Raw genomic sequence first — 18,130 nt, forward strand, 5'->3', positions numbered from 1 at the left:
GAGCAGGACGCCGAAAGAAAACTGGCGGAGGGAGTGCTACCGGGATCGAACCGTCTCCACTCGTTCGGCGCTCCTAGTCGCGCCTAGCGTCGCTGAGCCCAGCTACAGGATAAACCATGCCTGCCCCGGTGCCGTCGCGGACTGGATGGCGATGGCGAAATCGGCCGTCGAGTTGCCGTCCACATCCCCGGCTGCGACATACACCCCGCCGCCCAGCGACTGCACCCGCAGATCTCCCGCCGCGCCGGTGAAGTTCGCACCTCGATAGGTGAAGGACTGGTCGGCCGCCAGCGTCGTATTGGCGTCGATCAGCGCCAGGCTGATGCGGTCGAGCGTGCCGACGACGAAGGTGAAGTCGGTGATCAGATCCGGCGCTGCCACTGTGCTGTCGGCGAGGCCGGTCAGGCGGAACTGGTCCGCACCCGCGCCGCCGGTCAGCGTGTCCTGCCCCGTGCCGCCGATCAGGATGTCGTTGCCGCCCTGGCCGGCCACCATATCCGCCCCTGCGAGACCCTGCAGCACATTGGCCGCGTCATTGCCGGTGATGGTGTTGCCGAGCGTGTTACCGGTGCCGTTCGCGACCGTGCCGCCGAGCACCAGCCCCTCGATGTTCAGCCCGAGGGTGAAGGCCGCGCCGCTGCTGACGATCACCGTGTCGGTGCCCTGGTTAAGCAGTTCCACGATCACGTCGCCGGTTTGGACGATGAACAGGTCATCGCCCAGTCCTCCGACCAGCCGGTCGATCCCTGTTCCGCCATCGAGTGTGTCATTGCCAGCCGCGCCGTTCAGCGTGTCGGCGCCGGCATTAGCGGTGATGCCATTCGCAAGCGCGTTGCCGATGAAGTTATGTGCCGTCGAAGTGGTGGCGACGAGCGTCTCGACATTGGCGCCAAGCACGTAGCTCGCGAGCCCCGTGCGCACCGTGTCGATGCCCTGGTTCAGCAGTTCGACAACCACGTCCAACGTGGAATCGACAACGTAGATGTCGCTGGCGGTGCCGCCGACCATTCGGTCATCGCCGACCCCGCCATCGAGGGTATCAGCACCCGCACCGCCAGTGAGGGTGTCAACGCCGGCCAGTCCGTTCAGCGCATCGGCAGCCCCGTGCCCTGTAATGGCATTGTCCAAACCATTGCCGACGAAGCCGTGGGCAGTGGCGGTGGTGGCAACCAGATTCTCAACGTTTGTTGCTAACGTATAGGTCGCGAGCCCTGTTCGGACTGTATCAATGCCCTGATTTGCCCCTTCGACGACAACATCGCCCGAGCTATCCGAGACATAGGTATCGTCGTCGAGGCCACCCACGAGCCGATCGCTGCCCGCGCCGCCGTTCAACGTGTCATTGCCGTTGCCCCCGGTGAGTGTATCGTTTCCCTTGTTGCCGGCCATAGAGTTCGCCAAATCATTACCAGTCAGCCTGTGAGCGGCAAGGTCAGTGGCAAAGACGTTCTCGACATTCGCCGCAAGAATCAGCGCGGGCGCTGTGGTATAGACCGCGTCGGCTCCTTCGTCTGCTGCCTCGATCACAAGCTCCGACGCGATGTCTACGAAGAAGACATCATTGCCAAAGCCACCGAACATACTATCGGTACCGATGCCGCCGTTGATGGTATCGTCGCCGCTGCCACCGAGAACCGAATCATCACCAGCAAAACCGAACAACCTGTTGGCATTGCTACTGCCCACCAGGAGATTGTTCGCAGCATTACCAATGCCGTCCTGAGCGCCATCCATGAGTTCCAGGACTTCGACTTCGGCCCTCAGTGCATGGCTGATTGAAGTGATGACTGTATCACGTCCGGCGTTCGCGATCTCAACCACGACATCATTCGCGTGATCGACGAAGTAGAGGTCATCGCCAGCGCCTCCGATTAGGAAGTCGGCACCTTCGTCGCCATCCAACGTATCATGCCCCGCGAGCCCACGGATCGTATCGTTTCCGCCTGCGCCTTCGAGCCTGTTCGCGAAGCCGTTGCCGCGAATCGTATCGGCCGCCTGCCCACCGACCACGTCCTCGATCCTGATCAATCGGTCCTGGTCGATGTCGGCGCCACGCGCGAAGCCTCCAAGCAAGTCCACCTCAACGGGACGTGTCGCGCTGAGATATGTGACGATGTCGGCGTCAGCGCCGCCGTCATAGGTATCGTTGCCACCGCCGTCGCCACCCTTGAAGGACTGCGTCCCGACGCCACCGATCGCAAGGTCATCGCCATCGCGCGCGTAGATGAAGTCGCCTTCGTTGATCGTGTCGTTGCCACTGCTGCCGACTGCAATTGCGTTTACCAGCGACGTGAAGCCGTCGCGAAGGTTATCGAGGAAATGATCGAAGACGATACCGCCGAGTTTAAAGGCAAGCTCGGTACCAGCTCCGAGCAACCCCGTTGCAGAGAACAGATCTGACACCAATTCGGCACGGTTATTATCGTACTCCCCCAGAAGCGCCTTACCGACAATCGTACCTATGTCACGGCTAAACGTAATGGCTGCTCCTATCGCCGTAGCTTTGCTAATTTTCAGCGCAGTTGACAGGAACTCGGCTGCCGCATCTTTCGAAAATTCGGCGATATTCGCCGACACGTAGCTCTTTACACTACTATCCCATGCCTTGTTGAGCGCTTGACCCACTACAAATTCGATGACGGCATCAGCAATCTTTATGCCGAGGGATGTTCGTGCCGCGGCCGGGTCGATGAATGCGGAAGCGGGAGTACCGGCCGCGGGCGACCGCAGACCGAAGGTAGCGCCGAAGCCGACGTTGTTGAGCCCGAAGGTGACATCCTTGGCTTTGAAGTCGCCGATGATCCTGATCTCGTCGGTCGGAACAAAACCATTGGCATTGAACAGGAAAATGCTGGCCTGGCCACCATAAGTGGAGATGGCGAGCGCCGACGCGCTCCATGCCGTCGAGACGAGAATGGTGTCGCCGACCTCGAAGCCGACAATCGTGTCCGACCCGTCAACGAGATAGACGTCCTTGCCAGCGCCGCCCGCGAGTCGATCGCCGACGCCGCGGGCGTCGAGCCCGTCTAGGACATCGTCACCGCTCGACCCGAACAGCGTGTCGCTTTCAGTCCCGCCGGTTAGGCTGTCATTGCCGCTACTCCCGACTAGGCGGTCTCGGCCGGCATCGCCCGACAGCGTGTCGTCGCCCGCTTCTCCACCGAGCGCGTTTCCGCCAACAAGTGTGTCATTGCCAATGCCGCCGACGAGGGAGTCCCGCCCAGAGTCACCAATAATTCGGTCATCGTAAGCTGTACCAGCCACTGTGTCGTTGCCAAGGCCGGCATAGAACCAGTTGGAACGCAGAAAGCCAAAATCACCCGCAGCTAGAGCGCCTGGTAAAGTTACCTGATCATTCCCGTCAAGGGCATTATACAAGTCAACCCCTACTTCTAATACAGCGCTAAGCTGCGATTCGTTAAGAAAGTCGAAATTCACAATATTATCTTTGCCGTTAAATAAAAGAAATGGCGTCCATTCAAATACGAGATGATCCGTTTGAATAAACGGACCTGATGAAATAGTGAAATCCAGCGTTCGTCGTTGAGACTGCAGCACCAGAGTTTCACCATCCGTATTCACAGACCAACCAGTGAAATTCCATCCGACATCAGCATGAAAATCCGTCGCGCCCGCAACACCAAAAGGACCAAAGTAATCATTGTATGTACCGCTCCATCCATCCCTGGCTGGATCCACGGTACTAGATACCGGAGTTGCTATGATTACATTTCGATCAGAGCCGAGCTCAACAATTCCGATCCCGGATTGATGAATAGTGAAGCTATCTAAATATTTCCAAGTAAGTCTTCCTGGCGCATTGGAATCAAAGATGAATACGGGTAGACTTTTAGCCTTACCCCAATCGGACTCTACAAGCGTGGTACGAAACGCCAGCGTAAAACTTGAAGCAGCCTCCGATAGCAGTTCGTTGGAATCTATTATTTCATCTATATTTATTGACTGCTGGACTTCATACTGATTGCCATCGGCAGCTTCCCGATAGATTGAGTCTTGATAGGGTCGAGAGATAATGAAGGTTTCCATCTCTATCTCCCAGCTCACAACGATGACGCCTTCTAGAGCAGGTATACGCTACAGTCTCGAGCGCGTTTGAGAATGACCGCGTTGTATGGCGTTCCGGTCCGGGGCTCCTGCACCAATAGCACCCCATTTACTCTTCTATGACGTGCTCCCGGCAGGCGTCGCGCGCAGACCTGCACCTGCCTACAACCCTCGCGCTCCATGCCGAATTCCCGACGGTAGCGCTAAATTTTGAAACGAACCAATTTTGCTCCGAGCGGCAGCGTCGCCGCATCATCAGTTCTATTGACTGAGTCAAAAAATTCTTGAATCGTTCTTTGTCCGTCCGAATGCCCCTTGCAGCTCTGGTCATGGCAAACTCTGACGATCCGGTCGCCGAAGTCCTGAAGCTCTCCCGCGGCTTCTACGACGCCGCGACGGGTGAACAGGGCTGGGCCGAAGCTTGGTCCGACGTCATTGCCGCCTTTCAGGGCAGTTCCGGCCTATTGTTCGTGGACGGGCCGGACGGCATCATCCCCCTTGCCTCTCCAGGCTTCAACGAGACGGCGCACCGCCTCTATGCCGCCCACTACTGGCGTGATGACCCTTGGGCCACCTTGGCTCGGCCGCGTGGCTACATAGGCGCCGTGCTCGGGCAGGACGTGGTCCCGCCGGAGGTATTCGAGGCTTCAGAGATCTGGAACGATTTCTCGCGCGATCATGTCGGAGCCTTTCACGTTGTCGCCGCGGCGTGGCAAATCCGGCCGGGCAGTACCGTGATGCTCGGCGCGCACCGAACGCGCGACATGCCAGCCTTCGGCAGCGCCGATCGCCGCCGGCTCGACCTGCTGCTGCCTCACCTCCAAGGTGCGCTGCGCATCGCGGATCGCCTGGCCGAGGCGGAGCTGCGCAGTCATGCTGGCTTCGCCGCCCTCGACACCCTGTGCGCACCCACCCTCGTGGTGGATGCAACAGGAAGCGTGCTTTTCGTGAATCGGGCGGCGGAAGAACTGGCTCGGAATTCCGCAGTCCGCCTCCGGAAAGAGGGGAGCGGCCCCAGCACGGCGCGGGTCACGCTTACCGTCTGCGGCAGCGCGGAGGCCGTCCGGCTGGCTGCCCTAGTGGCAGACTCGGCGACGGGCGGCGCCGGCGGCGCTATGCGGCTCTCGCCGGATGTTGAGGGTCGGCAGCTCGAACTGCTGGTCACCCCATTGCCCCCGGTCCTGACGGATGTCGCCCGGTATCCCCATGCCGGCGCGCGCGCCCCGACCGGCCTAGTGCTGGTGCTGATCCGCGACCCACCGGCCCGGCCGTCCATGACATCGGAGGTGATGGAGGCGCTCTATGGCCTTACCCCGGTCGAGACCGCAGTAGCCTTGGCACTGCTGGGCGGGCGTTCGGCGGAGGAGGTCGCGGCGCGGCGGCGCGTCGCGGTGCCGACCGTCAGGGCGCAGATTCGCAGCATCCTGGAAAAGACCGGGGCGACGAACCTGCGCGCGCTTGAACGGCTGCTGACCCTGCCATAGGCCACCCAATGCCATCAGGATGCAAGACGCCCCAAAGGACTTGTTAACAAAGCCCTGCAGACATGCTTCTGGCCGCAATTCGCGCGAGCAGCCTTTCACGATCGCTGCGCAGTTCCAGCGCGTGCATCCTGCGATGGCAATTCGGACATAGCGCTACAGCGTTCTCAATCGTGTCCGGTCCGCCCTGTGCAAGGTGAACGACGTGGTGGCACTCGAGATAGGGCACGTCCGAGACTGAGAAAGGTGCTGGTTTTTGACAGAAATCACACTTGCCCTCAGCTAGCCGCCTCGCCAGCTCCACGACTGCGGCGTTCCTTTCAAATTGAGTGACCGTGGCCTGCCGGGCGCCAGGATTTTCCCGTCCACCGAGCTTTGCTCGCCGCACGAGCTCGCCCAGTGAAGCGCGAGACATGGCCTTTCGGCGGTTGGCTTCGATACGTTCGAGATCCCGCCGGTCCGGAATGGCACGTTCCGAATCCCCCACCAAGGCGAGCGGGAAGACGTACACCCAACGCTCATCGGCTGCGTCGTCCAGTTGGCGTTCCCGCCGTGGCTCGCCAATCAGCCGCACTTCACCGACATAAACATACGCGTTCTGACGAAAGACCTCGAAGAGATGGACCGGCACGGCCGTTGTGGGCTGCTGGGCCAGGCGCTGGTTCTGGCCGGTCAGGGTCTGGTCCCCGATCCGACCCATCCCAGTGTAGTGGAGGACATCGCCCTCCCAACGATCGTCGTAGAGGCTCTTCGTGTGGTCGGCGATGATCACCAAGCGACCATGGCCACCAGACCACCGCATGCCGCCGGAATTGCCGACGCCGAACAGACCGGACAGTTGGTCATTCGTCAGAACATCGCCCGGTTGCAGCGCCTCGAGCGTCTCCGGGCCAGACGCCGCGGCTTTCGGGACCACCTCGAAGCCCAGCGCCCGGAGCCGCGCGTTGGTTTGTTCACCGCCAGTGAATTCTGTCCGCGGTAATGGCTCGCCCGTTGCGAGCTCCGCCGCGATGGACAGGACGAGCTTTGGTGGGAATGGCTTCCGGTCGTCCGGGTGCAGTACGTCGTACTTGGTCGACTGCGCCCGCTCGGGCACATCCTCCTGCTTGATCCTCTCCATCGCCGCGAGAACGTGGCGACGCTCGAGGCGATCGTCGAAATCCATCCTAGTCGAGTCCCTCAACATGGCTGCGATGAGAACACAATGAGGCTGATCGGCCGCTCATGGCGTCACGAGCGCCAGCGCCCGGACCGCCACGCATAGGATCCGCACTGGATCTGCGGCGGCCGCGGAACACCGAGGGCTTCACAAACAAACCGGACGTGGTCCTCCGGGGAGCAGCGTCGAGCATGGCAAACGTCGCAGCAAACTCCCGTCTCGGCGCGCGCGCCATGCTTGGCGAAAGCCCAGTCGATGATGCGCAGCGCCAGTGGGCGGCGTGGCCGAGCGCGAGCCTCGCCGAAATAGCTCAGCAGCGCATCACGAAAGCAGCTGCGGTCAAATGCGAAGGTCTGCATCTGGCGCGACAGCCGCCGCTTCTGAGTCAGAAGCTCAGCGCGCTCTCCCGACGTCACCTTCGCCTCTTCCACAGTCAGCCCGGCCATAAAGTCCAGCAGGCTGAGCGCCGGGCCGTCCGGCTTCGGGTCGGTGAGAAGGACGGCAACGCTTCTCTGGCCGTTGCGGCCGGCGCGCCCGAACTCTTGCAGGTAGTCCTCCGGCGAGGCCGGGTGCTGCCAGTGGATCACGAGGCGCACGTCAGGAATGTCGACTCCCATGCCGAAGGCATTGGTGCAGATGATGCGCGACAGCTTCGGCTCGAGATGGCCCCCGAAGCGCTGCAGCAGATCCTCCTTCTCCTGCGTGCGGAGCTGGCCATGAAAGAAGGGCGTGGCGGCACCCTGCGTGGCCAGGGCCGCCGAGAGGGCTTTGCCGATCTTGCGGGTTGGCACGAAGACCATCGACTTGATACCGAGCGCGTCTGCAAGGCGTAGGAGTTCGGCCACAAAGCTTGGTCGGGCGTCCTGACGCACCCGCCGCCGCAGAAAGGTGATGTTGGGGCGGTTCGCGCCATGCACGAACACGTCCCCTTCGGCGGCTCCCAGCGAGGCTAGGATACGCGCCTGCGTCTCGCGGCCGGCCGTCGCCGTGAAGGCCAGGACCGGCGGATTGCCCAGTTGCTCGCGGACTTCCCGAAGCCGCCCATACTCAGGCCGGAAGTCGCGGCCCCAGCGATCGATGCAGTGCGCCTCGTCCACGACGAGATAGGCAGGCCGCAGCGCGCGGAGCAACGCCAACTCGCGCTCATTTGCTCCGAAGAAACGTTCGGGTGCCAGGTAGAGGAATTTGAAGGACCCCTTCGTGAGCAGGTCGAGGCGCAACTGCTTCTCCTCGGAAGAGAGGTCCGAGTTCATGAAGGTTGCCGGGATCCGACGCCGCAGAAGACCCGAGACTTGGTCCGACATCAGCGCCTTGAGCGGGGAGACCACGAGGCAAAGGCCGGGCGTCAGCAGGGCTGGCACCTGGAAGGCGAGACTTTTGCCGGAGCCGGTTGGACTGACCAGCAACAGGGAGCGGCCCCGCAGCGCCGCTTCGACAACGTCGATCTGCGCTGGCCGGAAAGTGTCCAACCCGAACAGTCTCAAAGCCGGGCCGAGGTGCCCGGTCTCGTGCGCCAGCCTGCCCTCGGTGTCGAGCCAATGGGCCAGGCGCACAGCTGCCTTCTGGAGCAGGCGGCGGGCCAGTCCTGCTCCGAGATGCGGATGCACCGCGGCATGGCACATCGCGCATAGGCTGATCAGGTTTGCCGGCTCGTCGGTGCCTCCAGATGCGCGCGGCAGCAAGTGGTGGACGTGCGCGCCATCGGCCTTGAGGTCGCCGCTGCACTGAACACACCGATGCCCGTCACGGCGAAGCACCGTCTGGCGGGCAATCTCCCATTCCGCGGTCAAAACACCCTCGGGCCAGGAAATGAGCGTAGCGGCGCCGACGCGACGCCCGCGCGGCCAGCGGACATTGAGCACCTTGGCCTGACATCTTCTTCAACCATGTCAGAAGCACGGGTCGCCAGTACACCCCTACATTCTCGCTCGGAACAGCCGTCCGCCAAAATGCCGATCAAGTTGAATTGCTCTCCAGTTGGCCTAGTAGTTCTTTTGCCGGAACGGCGCGGTCGGCAATATTGCGGCCGGCGAATGGCCGAACGGAGTGAGCCAATGTCTGAATCCGCAGAGAAGTCCAGTGTCTTGAAGCTTACCGCTTCGATTGTATCAGCGCACGTCTCGAGAAACCCAGTGCCAGCAGGCGAACTTCCTGGCCTCGTCGCCAGTGTCTACTCCGCACTGACAGGTGTCGGCCAGGAGCCAGAGAAGCCTACGCAAAGCCGGCAGGAGCCGGCTGTTCCGGTGAAGAAGTCGGTCCAGCGCGACTACATCGTCTGCCTCGAGGACGGGAAGAAGTTGAAGATGCTTAAGCGGCATCTCGCGACCTCCTACAACCTGACGCCGGACCAGTACCGGGAAAAGTGGAGCCTACCTGCGGATTACCCGATGGTCGCCCCAGCGTACTCCGCGCGGCGGTCAGCACTCGCGAAGGAGGCCGGCCTCGGCACCGCGGGTACGGCGCGGAGGAAGAAGAGGAAGTAGTACGGCTCCGCTAACTAGGGCTTCTGCGAATGTCCCAGAAATGTCCCCGTTTGGAGTGAACCCCCGAGCACCTCGAGCGTTTAGCGACCCGACGCCGCACCATCGCGCGTCAAGGGGAGATCGGGGAATGAGGTCTTGGGCCGTCCAGTTGACATGGCGGGAACGCGACGCCGTGGCTGTACTCGCGCCGCACGCGACGGTCACTGCGGAGCGCGATAGCTGCCGCACGAGGCTCGCTGCAATCGAGGAGTTGGAGGGCAGCATCGCGCGGGTTGCATCTGCCAAGGACGGTTGGGTCTTCGCCAAGGACCTGAGAATTTTCGTCGGATATGCCCAGCCATCGACATGTGAGGACGCAGCGACTGGGTTGCTCCTTCTGCAGAAGAGGGTGGCCACTTTCCCGCCTGGCTTTGGGACACGAGCCGTCGCCACGTCCCGTCGCCCGGTTCGCTTTCGATCGCCGCCCGCGGTTCCCCTGAAAGACACGCCTCCGCTGTAAGTAGCGCGGTCGATCAGTGCAATCGCAACGATGGTCGTGCGCGAACGAGGTTGGCAGGTGATTGCACGAGGATGACTGCCGCCTCACCGCAACGTCGAATCCGCCGGTGCTGGACTGTACGAAATGTTGCAGCGCCGATCCCGTCGATGCGCCATAGGCTTCGCCTGGTCGCTGGCGAAGCGCGGACCACCGCACAGCAATAGCTCCTTTGGCAAGGGAGGTTCCTGAGATGCAAACGGTCATCGTTCCCGCCTCACCGCCACGGAACTGCGCGGCTGAGGCGGAAGTGTATTGGCGGGCTTGCGCAGCGATCCGCAATGGCGAGATTGCGGTAGGCGTCGCCGACCTTCTCCCTCTGACGTGGGCTAGGTCACCTCTTGTTCGGGAACGCGTACGCCACGTGCTCGTCAAGTATGGGGCTGCCATTCACTAGGAACGGCACTGCAGCCGCACATCCCATCTATGAGTTTGCGGACGGTGCATTGCGCCTCGCTGCGTCGCTGAGGCGGCCTTGACAGCGTCGTGCGTTGGCTATGCGAGGGAGATGGAACGTCACTCGCGCTGCCTGATGGGGAGAAGTCGCACATGGCCAAGGGTTGGCTGGGCTATGCCCTGAACGATGGCGCATCGGCGAAGCCTTGCGCTTCGACGCGTGGTTCGTCATCTGGCCAGGGGGCGCGCTGCTTCTCTTGGCGGGTATCATTGCGCTCGACACGGCGAGCTTGACCTCCCGCGCCATCGAAACCGAGGCCGCAGTCTGGCGGCTCGATCGGCGGCGAGGCTCCGGAGGGCAATCCACCTTTGCGCCTGTCTTCTGCTTCCGTACGCAGGATGGCCAAGAACGGGAGGTTCATGGCGCGTATCGCGACCTCCCACCCAAGTTGGCGTGGCGGGGACACGCTGCCTTTCCTCTATGATCCATCGAACCTCACCCCTGCCTATCCGGCCACCCGGTGGTCGCTGCGCTTCTGGGAATCACTCTTCGGCCTGTGACGGGTGGGCTGCTGGTCCTGGCCGGCTTGTCGATGCGCGGCCTGGCTTGGTTGGTGGAGCGGGCGGGCTTGTCTCGAATTTGAATGTTGAATGGTCCTGGCGCGCGGGTGATCCAATCCGCGATCCTGCGGATGGAAGAGTGCTGATGTGCAACCTCTACAGCATCGTCTCTAACCAACAGGCCATCCTCGACCTTGGGCGAGCCTTCCGCGACAGCACCGGCAACCTGCAGCCGATGCCGAGCGTGTTCCCCGACTACGCAGCCCCAATCGTGAGAAACACGTCCGAGGGCCGCGAGCTGGTCTTGGTCCGGTGGGGCATGCCGAGTTCGGAAAAGGCGCTGTTTGATGCTGCGACGAAACGCGCGGACAAGCTCCGAGCGAAGGACAAGCCGGTAGACTTCGACAAGCTACTACGCATGGAGCCTGACGGCGGCACCACGAACGTTCGCAACACCTCTTCCAAGCATTGGAAGCGCTGGCTTGGCGTGGAAAATCGATGCCTGGTTCCCTTCACGTCCTTCAGTGAGTTCAACCGGGATGCTGGTGGCGATATCTGGTTCGCGCGCGACGATAGCCGCCCACTGACCTTTTTCGCGGGCATTTGGGTGCCGCAGTGGACGAGCGTGCGGAAGGTGAAGACCGGCGAGGAGACGATCGATCTCTTCGGCTTCCTGACGACCGACCCGAACGCTGAAGTGAAGGCAATTCATCCCAGGGCGATGCCGGTGATCCTCACCGCGCCCGAAGAGATCGAGACATGGATGAGCGCAGATTGGTCCGAGGCGAAGGATCTGCAGCGCCCATTGCCGGACGGATCACTGACAATCGTATCTCGCGGCGAAAAGCGCGACCCGCCGGCGAAGTCTGAGCCAAGGCCGACGTAGCTTGGCGCTGGATCTACATCGCTCGCCTTGCGCCGTCCGATGGTTCATCCACGCTATTGCATATCTCGGCGACGTAATTGCTGCCTGTCGCCGTCAACCACGCCCTATGGTCGAACGCGACTTGGACGTCGAACTCCCATGGCGGCAGGCCGTCTAACGTCGCCACGCTGCCGCCGACGCTGCGCCAGGCAACCTCTCGTGCGTTCCACCATACTCGCGCCTTAAGCTCGTCGTCCGTCGTCACGCGGGGCTGTGTCGGAACGTCATTCGCGGGGGGCGGTAGGCCGAAGTCATCTTCGAAATCGGCGTCACTCTGGACCCAGTTCGATGATGTCCAGGCTTCGAACGGCGTGACGCCCTTGGCGACGAAGTAGACCCGCAGTGCTTCTTCTGCCTGCGCGATCTGCTGCGGCGATCCACTGCACCAGATGACCTTGGCGCGTGCCTCTGCCTCGATACGCGCGGCTGCTTCCGTGTCCGCCATGGTTGCGACCTCCTCGGGTGGTGAGGACCAGCGCAATTTCCGCCGGTGAGGCATCCATACGATGTTCTTGATTTGTTCGCAAGCGTCCGGCATCGTCCGGCCATGTCCGCCGACCCCCTCGCCATCCCGCCCATCCCCACCGCCGGCCTCGCCCCTGCCAGTGCGCGGGAGATCGCGGAGACCCTGGCCTATGCCTTGCGCTTCGATCAGCGAGGCAAGCCGGTGCCGGGCGGGTGGGAGTTCGCCACCCATCTGGCGGCGGAGCGGCTTGTCGAGCACCTGCAGCGCAGCGGCTTCGTAGTCCTCAAGGCGAAGGCTGCACCGACGCACTCTGCGGGATGACGCATGTCCGCCGCGGCCTTTGCCGATCTTGGGGTGCGCAGCAACTTCAGCCTGCTGGATGGCGCCTCGCACCCGGCCGAGATGGTGCTTACCGCCGCGGCGCATGGTTATGCCGGCATCGGAATCTGCGACAGCAACACCCTCGCGGGCGTGGTGCAGGGCCACGTCGCCGCGAAGGAGGCTGGCTTGCGCTTCGCGGTGGGTGCGCGCCTGCTCCTGGACGATGGCGCCGAGTACCTCGCATGGCCGACTGACCGTGCCTCTTACGGTCGGCTGACGGTGCTACTGTCCCGGGGCCGCATGAGGGCGCCGAAGGGTGAATGCTGCATCCGGCGAGAGGATCTGATCGCGGCTGCCGAAGGGTGGGCATTGGCCATCGTTCCGCCGTGGGACATCGGCCCAGCCTTCGCCGCCCGCCTGCAGGCCGATGCGGAGGCGCTGCGAGGCCGCCTCGTGCTGCCGCTGCACTGCACCTCGGCATGCGCGCGGCAGGGCAACGATCAGTCCCGCCTCGACCGCCTCGCCGGGATGAAGGATGCGGCCGGCGCCGTGCTGCTGGCGATCAATGACGCCCGCTTCCACGTTCCGGAACGTCGACGCCTCGCCGATGTGCTCACCGCGATCCGGCTCCGAAAGACGGTCGATGAGATTGGGTTTGCAGCGGAGAAGAACGCCGAGCGGCGTCTCCACCCGCTGGACTTGGTGGCGCAGCGTTTTGACCGCTACCCCGACGCCCTCACTGCCTCCCTGCGTATCCTTGAGGCCACCCGCGACTTCAGCCTCGACCAGCTCCGCTACGAGTATCCCGAGGAGGTGCTTGAGCCCGGCCGCACGGCGCAGGAGACGCTGGTTGCCCGTGTCGCGGAGGCGGTGGACGAGCGCTGGCCGCACGGCGTCGGGGGCGACATCACCGGCCGTCTGGACCACGAGCTACAGCTGATCGAGCAACTCGGCTACGCGCCCTACTTCCTAACGGTGCACGAGATCGTCCGCTTCGCCCGAAGCAAGGGCATCCTCTGCCAGGGGCGCGGCAGCGCCGCCAACTCCGCCGTCTGCTACGTCCTTGGCATCACCGCCGTCGATCCCGCCAAGCACGACCTGCTGTTCGAGCGCTTCGTCTCGGCCAGTCGCGGCGAGCCACCCGACATCGATGTCGATTTCGAGCATGAGCGGCGCGAGGAGGTGATCCAGCACATCTATGACCGCTACGGCCGCGACCGCGCCGCCATCGTCGCCACTGTGATCCGCTACCGATCCCGCAGCGCCGTGCGCGAGGTCGGCAAGGTCATGGGTCTGAGCGAGGACGTGACGGCCAAGCTCGCGAAGTCCGTATGGGGGCCGAGTTCCGACGAGCCGCTCGCGGACATCGCGGCCTCGGCCGGCCTGGACATACAGGATCGACGGCTGGCGATGACGCTGGAACTGGCCGAGGAGATCCAGAACTTCCCGCGCCACCTGGCCACCCATGTCGGCGGCTTCGTCATCACCCGCGGCCCGCTGGTCGAGCTGGCGGTGGTCTCGAATGCCGCCATGCCGGGGCGGACGGTCCTGGAATGGGACAAGGACGACGTGGAAGCCCTCGGTATCCTCAAGGTCGATGTCCTTGGCCTCGGCATGCTGTCCTGCCTGCGGCGCGGCTTTGACCTGCTGCGCGCGAGCCATCGGAGGTCGCTCGACCTGGCGAGCGTGCCGAAGGACGATCCGGCCACCTATGAGATGCTGCGGCGTGCGGACTCCCTCGGCGTGTTTCAGGTCGAGAGCCGGGCGCAGATGGCGATGCTGCCGCGTCTGCGGCCGAAAGAGTTCTATGACCTCGTCGTGCAGGTCGCGATCGTGCGGCCCGGCCCGATCCAAGGGGACATGGTGCACCCCTACATCCGGCGGCGATGGGGACTCGAGGAGCCAGAGTATCCGGGTCCTTCGCCGGAGCATGGCAGGGCGGATGAACTGAAGGCGGTTCTGGGCCGCACTCTCGGCGTGCCGCTGTTCCAGGAGCAGGCCATGCGGCTCGCCATCGTCGCCGCGCGGTTCGAACCGGACGAAGCCGATGCGCTGCGCCGAGCTATGGCGACCTTCAAATACACCCAAGGTGTCGGCGCCTATCGGGACCGGTTGGTCGGCGGCATGGTCCGCCGGGGCTACTCGGCGGAGATGGCCGAGCGGGTGTTCAAGCAGATCGAGGGTTTTGGCAGCTACGGCTTCCCGGAGAGCCATGCGGCCAGCTTCGCCCACCTTGTCTACGCGTCGTCCTGGCTGAAGTGCCACCACCCGGCGGTCTTTGCCTGCGCGCTGCTCAATAGCCAGCCGATGGGGTTCTACGCCCCGGCGCAGATCGTCCGGGATGCGAAGGAGCATGGCGTCGCGATCCGGCCGGTGAGCGTCAACGACAGCGAATGGGACTGCAGCCTGGAGCCAGACGCAGCCAGCACGGATCAGCACGCCCTGCGGCTTGGCCTGCGCATGGTGGGTGGGCTGCACGAGGAGGCCGGACGGAACCTGGTGAAGGCACGGATAGCGCGCAATGGTGCGCCGTTCGGCTCGGTGGAAGAGGTGGCGATGCGGGCCGGCCTGGATCGCCGCGCCATCGAAGCCTTGGCTGGAGCTGATGCGTTTGCCGCCATCGGCCTCGGACGCCGCGCGGCACGGTGGGACGCGGCAGCGGTGGATGCGCGGATGCCGACCGACCTGCCGCTGTTCGGCGCGGCCATGGCAGCCGAACAGCCAGAGGACCGGCCCTTGATCCCGGAAATGCTTCCGACCCTTCCCACCATGGCCGAGGGCGAGGCCATCGGACGGGACTACACCAGCACCGGCCTCACCTTGCGACGTCACCCCATGGCGCTGCTGCGGCCGATCCTGACCCAGCTGCGCTGCGAGGACACGCGGACCCTCGCGCGTGCACCGGCCGGCCGCCGTATCCGCGTGCCAGGTCTGGTGTTGATGCGGCAGCAGCCGATGACGGCGAAGGGCGTGATCTTCGTGACGATCGAGGACGAGCACGGCCAGGCCAACGTCGTGGTCTACACGCACATTGCCGAACGGGACCGGATACCACTGCTGACGTCGGGGCTGATGGTGGTCGAAGGTCGCGTTGAGCGCGAGGACCAGCACTCCGAGGTCCCGATCATTCACCTCATCGCGTCGCGGCTCATCGACCGGTCGGATCTGCTACAGCACCTGATGACGATGGTTGAGGGCGGCACCCGAGCTGCGAGACCAGGCGCAGAAGTGAAGATGCCGGCAACGCGGGACTTTCGCTGAACCGCAGCCCTGTGTGGGTGCAGGCCGGGCAGACCCAGCTGAGGCCGACCACCTCCATCGGGCCGCTCAAATATGAAGGCGCGATCCGACCAGCGGGAGCGGCAGGAGATCGAAGCGAGTCTCGCCGCTTGGATGCAAGACCGCCACGTGACCAGTGCGCTTCCGGAGCTGATCACCGGGGACTGGGTCGCAACCTGTAGTGAACAGGGGGCGGTCGCTTTCGCGGGGGCGATCTGCTGCAATGCTGTCGGCGCTGAGCCAACGTCGAGGCGAGGGAGGACATGCCGTGATCGAAGATCGTCGGATTGAGCTGCAGCCGGGGCTTGTCTTCGACGTGTCGATCGCCGGCGAGCCCGATGCGCCGCTCGTCCTGCTTCTGCACGGCTTTGCCGTTTCCCGCCATCTGTACGATGCGCAGCTTCCTGCACTTGCCGCCGCAGGCTACCTTGCAGTCGCACCCAATCAGCGCGGCTATTCCGCGGGGGCGCGCCCCGACCCGGCGCAGTTCACGAACTACGACATCGAGCTCCTGATCGGTGACGCGCTAGCGCTGGCGTCAGCAATGGGAGGCGGCGCTCAGCGCTTTCACCTTGTCGGTCACGATTGGGGCGGCAGCCTGGCTTGGGACATTGCCGCGCGGTGGCCGGAGCGGCTTGCCTCGCTCACCATGCTGTCGCGGCCGCATCCGGCGGCGTTCATCCGCGCACTTCGAGATGATCCGGAGCAGCCGCACCGCTCGAGACATCACAAGGCGTTCCAGGACCCCGATGCGGCCGGGAGGCTGCTAGCCAACGATGCTGAGTGGATACGCGTTCGGCATGCCGCCAACGGCGTCCCGCCAGCATCGACAGAAAAGCACCTCTCCGTCCTGGGCTCCCTTCCCGCCATGGAAGCCGCGCTGGCCTGGTATCGAGCCCGAGGCAAGGTCTATCGCGAGAGTGGATTGGTGAAGGTGCCGACCATCTTCATATGGGGCGACGCGGATGACACGGTCGGTCGGATGGCAGCTGAGGGGACGGCCGAGTTTGTGGATGCCCCGTATCGCTTCGAGATCCTCGCCGGCGCTGGCCACTACGCTCCGGACCAGATGCCGGACCGCGTCAACACAATGCTGATCGACCACCTAAAGCGACATCCGGTCGAGGGAGAGGGTTCCATCGTCCGCTGATATCGATGATCGCCAGAATTGTTTGGGCGCCCACACCCGATGCCAAGATGCCTGCTAGCGAGGTGGGGCCATGGCGTTCCTGAGCCAGGTCAAGCACGCCAACTTCTCTGGCTTGCTGGTGCGCTGGTTGCTGGCGTACGGAACGTTCAGTGTCCCGCAAGCGGCCGGCCCGATCGCTTTCACTCTATTGGCGATGCCCCTGACTGGCAGTGCAGGCAGCGGGGCGGCCCTGGTGCTGGCCATAACCCTTGCGCAGATTTCCGGAGCCGTACCGCTTGCTCGGCTTGGCGCCAACTTCAACGCCGTATCTTACTTGAAGGCGCTGGTGACCATTCGGGCGATGGCGTTCATCGGATTGGCACTCTTGGCGCAGGCACAAGCCCCCTTCCCCGCTCTTCTCATTGCCGCCGCCTCCGGCGGCCTCGTCAACGGCGCAGCCTTTGGCTTCCTGCGATCCATTTTGAATCATCTCGCGGCCCCATCCTCGATGCCTCGCGCGCTGGGGCTGGCCGCGACGTTGAATGAGGTCACCTTTGTTGTGGCCCCGCTCCTTGCGTCGGTGCTGGGGTCGACGATCAATCCCGTTATCGCGCTGTTGCTGCTAGTCGCGCTGGGCTCGGCCCCCATATTCCTCGTGCCACCGATCCCCGGTGCGGCGGCCCCAAAGTCCGGACTGGAACCGGCAGCGGATGGCGGTCGACTTCTGCGGCCCTCCATCGTCCTCTGGCTAGCCTGCACCGTGGCGAATAGCGCTGTCGTGGCCGCCGTGGAGATCGGATCGGTTGCCATTGCGATTAGCTTTGGTCTCGCTCCCGCCGACGGCGCGATCTTTGCAGTCGCCTTGTGTGTGGCCTCCGTGGCCGGCGGCGTATGGGTGAGCGCTCGCAATAAGGCGCCAAGCCGTCGAACCGTGCCGATCTTACTTTTGCTGATGGGGTTGGGCGCATCCCTTACGGCTTCAAGCACCTCGATTGGGACGACGCTTATTGGCGCCGTCATCGTCGGCTGTTTTCTCGCCCCGCTGGGTACTTGCTACTCGCTACGGCTCGATGCCTTGGCTCCCCAGCACCGCAAGGCGGAGGTTTTCGCATTGTCCAGGACGGCAAACTCCATGGGCGTCATACTGGCGAGTGCGACACTGACCTGGAGCTCGTTGCCAGTCACACTGATGACGTCGACCGCCCTAATCTTCATCGCAGCTGTAGCCGCAGGGATCGCATCGAGGCGTCCGTCGAAAGCCGCGGCGTAAAGGGGGCTCCCTTGCGAGCACCATCTGCGCCTGCGTCAATGGCGGCGACGCGCAGTGCGC

General features: G+C 63.5%; 12 protein-coding genes. 8 read left to right on the plus strand and 4 right to left on the minus strand.

The features are described 5' to 3' along the window. Window positions 1–102: 102 nt before the first annotated feature. The gene (locus tag AC2YHJ_RS18580) at window positions 103–4,047 is read right to left on the minus strand and encodes a beta strand repeat-containing protein (RefSeq protein ID WP_487397584.1); all 3,945 of its coding nucleotides are present in this window, start codon (window positions 4,045–4,047) and stop codon (window positions 103–105) included. Window positions 4,048–4,394: 347 nt separating this feature from the next. Here AC2YHJ_RS18580 and AC2YHJ_RS18585 point away from each other — a divergent pair, with 347 nt between their 5' ends. Next, window positions 4,395–5,549, plus strand: coding sequence for a hypothetical protein (locus AC2YHJ_RS18585; protein WP_487397585.1), 1,155 nt, complete (start codon window positions 4,395–4,397; stop codon window positions 5,547–5,549). A gap of 43 nt (window positions 5,550–5,592) precedes the next feature. Here the strand turns inward: AC2YHJ_RS18585 and AC2YHJ_RS18590 are convergent, their stop codons facing one another. Next, complete coding sequence (locus AC2YHJ_RS18590; RefSeq protein ID WP_487397586.1) at window positions 5,593–6,711, minus strand: HNH endonuclease; 1,119 nt, start codon at window positions 6,709–6,711, stop codon at window positions 5,593–5,595. 65 nt (window positions 6,712–6,776) lie between these two features. Continuing rightward, on the minus strand, window positions 6,777–8,567 hold the full coding sequence (locus AC2YHJ_RS18595) for a RecQ family ATP-dependent DNA helicase (RefSeq protein WP_487397587.1): 1,791 nt from the start codon (window positions 8,565–8,567) through the stop codon (window positions 6,777–6,779). Between the two features lie 192 nt (window positions 8,568–8,759). On the opposite strand from AC2YHJ_RS18595, the gene AC2YHJ_RS18600 reads away from it, so the two are divergent. The 3 genes from AC2YHJ_RS18600 (at window position 8,760) to AC2YHJ_RS18610 (ending at window position 11,566) form a co-directional block, all read left to right on the plus strand. Further along, window positions 8,760–9,188 (plus strand): Ros/MucR family transcriptional regulator, encoded by a 429-nt coding sequence (locus AC2YHJ_RS18600; protein ID WP_487397588.1) that lies wholly within the window; start codon window positions 8,760–8,762, stop codon window positions 9,186–9,188. Window positions 9,189–10,539: 1,351 nt separating this feature from the next. Next, window positions 10,540–10,680 (plus strand): hypothetical protein, encoded by a 141-nt coding sequence (locus AC2YHJ_RS18605; protein WP_487397589.1) that lies wholly within the window; start codon window positions 10,540–10,542, stop codon window positions 10,678–10,680. Window positions 10,681–10,825: 145 nt separating this feature from the next. Beyond that, the gene (locus tag AC2YHJ_RS18610; protein WP_487397590.1) at window positions 10,826–11,566 is read left to right on the plus strand and encodes an SOS response-associated peptidase; all 741 of its coding nucleotides are present in this window, start codon (window positions 10,826–10,828) and stop codon (window positions 11,564–11,566) included. A 13-nt stretch (window positions 11,567–11,579) separates the two neighbouring features. Here AC2YHJ_RS18610 and AC2YHJ_RS18615 read toward each other — a convergent pair whose 3' ends face one another. Then, a complete protein-coding gene (locus AC2YHJ_RS18615; RefSeq protein ID WP_487397591.1) occupies window positions 11,580–12,050 on the minus strand; it encodes a hypothetical protein in 471 nt (156 codons plus the stop codon). Between the two features lie 102 nt (window positions 12,051–12,152). Between AC2YHJ_RS18615 and AC2YHJ_RS18620 the strand changes: the two genes are divergently transcribed. The 4 genes from AC2YHJ_RS18620 to AC2YHJ_RS18635 all read left to right on the plus strand — a co-directional run bounded on the left by AC2YHJ_RS18620 (window position 12,153) and on the right by AC2YHJ_RS18635 (window position 18,070). Then, window positions 12,153–12,392, plus strand: coding sequence for a hypothetical protein (locus AC2YHJ_RS18620; protein ID WP_487397592.1), 240 nt, complete (start codon window positions 12,153–12,155; stop codon window positions 12,390–12,392). Between the two features lie 3 nt (window positions 12,393–12,395). Beyond that, the gene (locus AC2YHJ_RS18625; RefSeq protein WP_487397593.1) at window positions 12,396–15,653 is read left to right on the plus strand and encodes an error-prone DNA polymerase; all 3,258 of its coding nucleotides are present in this window, start codon (window positions 12,396–12,398) and stop codon (window positions 15,651–15,653) included. 286 nt (window positions 15,654–15,939) lie between these two features. Further along, the gene (locus tag AC2YHJ_RS18630) at window positions 15,940–16,821 is read left to right on the plus strand and encodes an alpha/beta fold hydrolase (RefSeq protein WP_487397594.1); all 882 of its coding nucleotides are present in this window, start codon (window positions 15,940–15,942) and stop codon (window positions 16,819–16,821) included. Window positions 16,822–16,891: 70 nt separating this feature from the next. Continuing rightward, on the plus strand, window positions 16,892–18,070 hold the full coding sequence (locus AC2YHJ_RS18635) for an MFS transporter (RefSeq protein WP_487397595.1): 1,179 nt from the start codon (window positions 16,892–16,894) through the stop codon (window positions 18,068–18,070). Window positions 18,071–18,130 lie beyond the last annotated feature (60 nt).

This window comes from Roseomonas sp. SRI_022, from assembly GCF_057586215.1.

Bases quoted from the DNA above. Each gene is read 5' to 3' on its own strand.
- AC2YHJ_RS18580 (WP_487397584.1), bottom strand. From the start codon at position 4,047: ATGGAAACCTTCATTATCTCTCGACCCTATCAAGACTCAATCTATCGG.
- AC2YHJ_RS18585 (WP_487397585.1), top strand. From the start codon at position 4,395: ATGGCAAACTCTGACGATCCGGTCGCCGAAGTCCTGAAGCTCTCCCGC.
- AC2YHJ_RS18590 (WP_487397586.1), bottom strand. From the start codon at position 6,711: ATGGATTTCGACGATCGCCTCGAGCGTCGCCACGTTCTCGCGGCGATG.
- AC2YHJ_RS18600 (WP_487397588.1), top strand. From the start codon at position 8,760: ATGTCTGAATCCGCAGAGAAGTCCAGTGTCTTGAAGCTTACCGCTTCG.
- AC2YHJ_RS18605 (WP_487397589.1), top strand. From the start codon at position 10,540: ATGGCGCGTATCGCGACCTCCCACCCAAGTTGGCGTGGCGGGGACACG.
- AC2YHJ_RS18610 (WP_487397590.1), top strand. From the start codon at position 10,826: ATGTGCAACCTCTACAGCATCGTCTCTAACCAACAGGCCATCCTCGAC.
- AC2YHJ_RS18615 (WP_487397591.1), bottom strand. From the start codon at position 12,050: ATGGCGGACACGGAAGCAGCCGCGCGTATCGAGGCAGAGGCACGCGCC.
- AC2YHJ_RS18620 (WP_487397592.1), top strand. From the start codon at position 12,153: ATGTCCGCCGACCCCCTCGCCATCCCGCCCATCCCCACCGCCGGCCTC.
- AC2YHJ_RS18625 (WP_487397593.1), top strand. From the start codon at position 12,396: ATGTCCGCCGCGGCCTTTGCCGATCTTGGGGTGCGCAGCAACTTCAGC.
- AC2YHJ_RS18635 (WP_487397595.1), top strand. From the start codon at position 16,892: ATGGCGTTCCTGAGCCAGGTCAAGCACGCCAACTTCTCTGGCTTGCTG.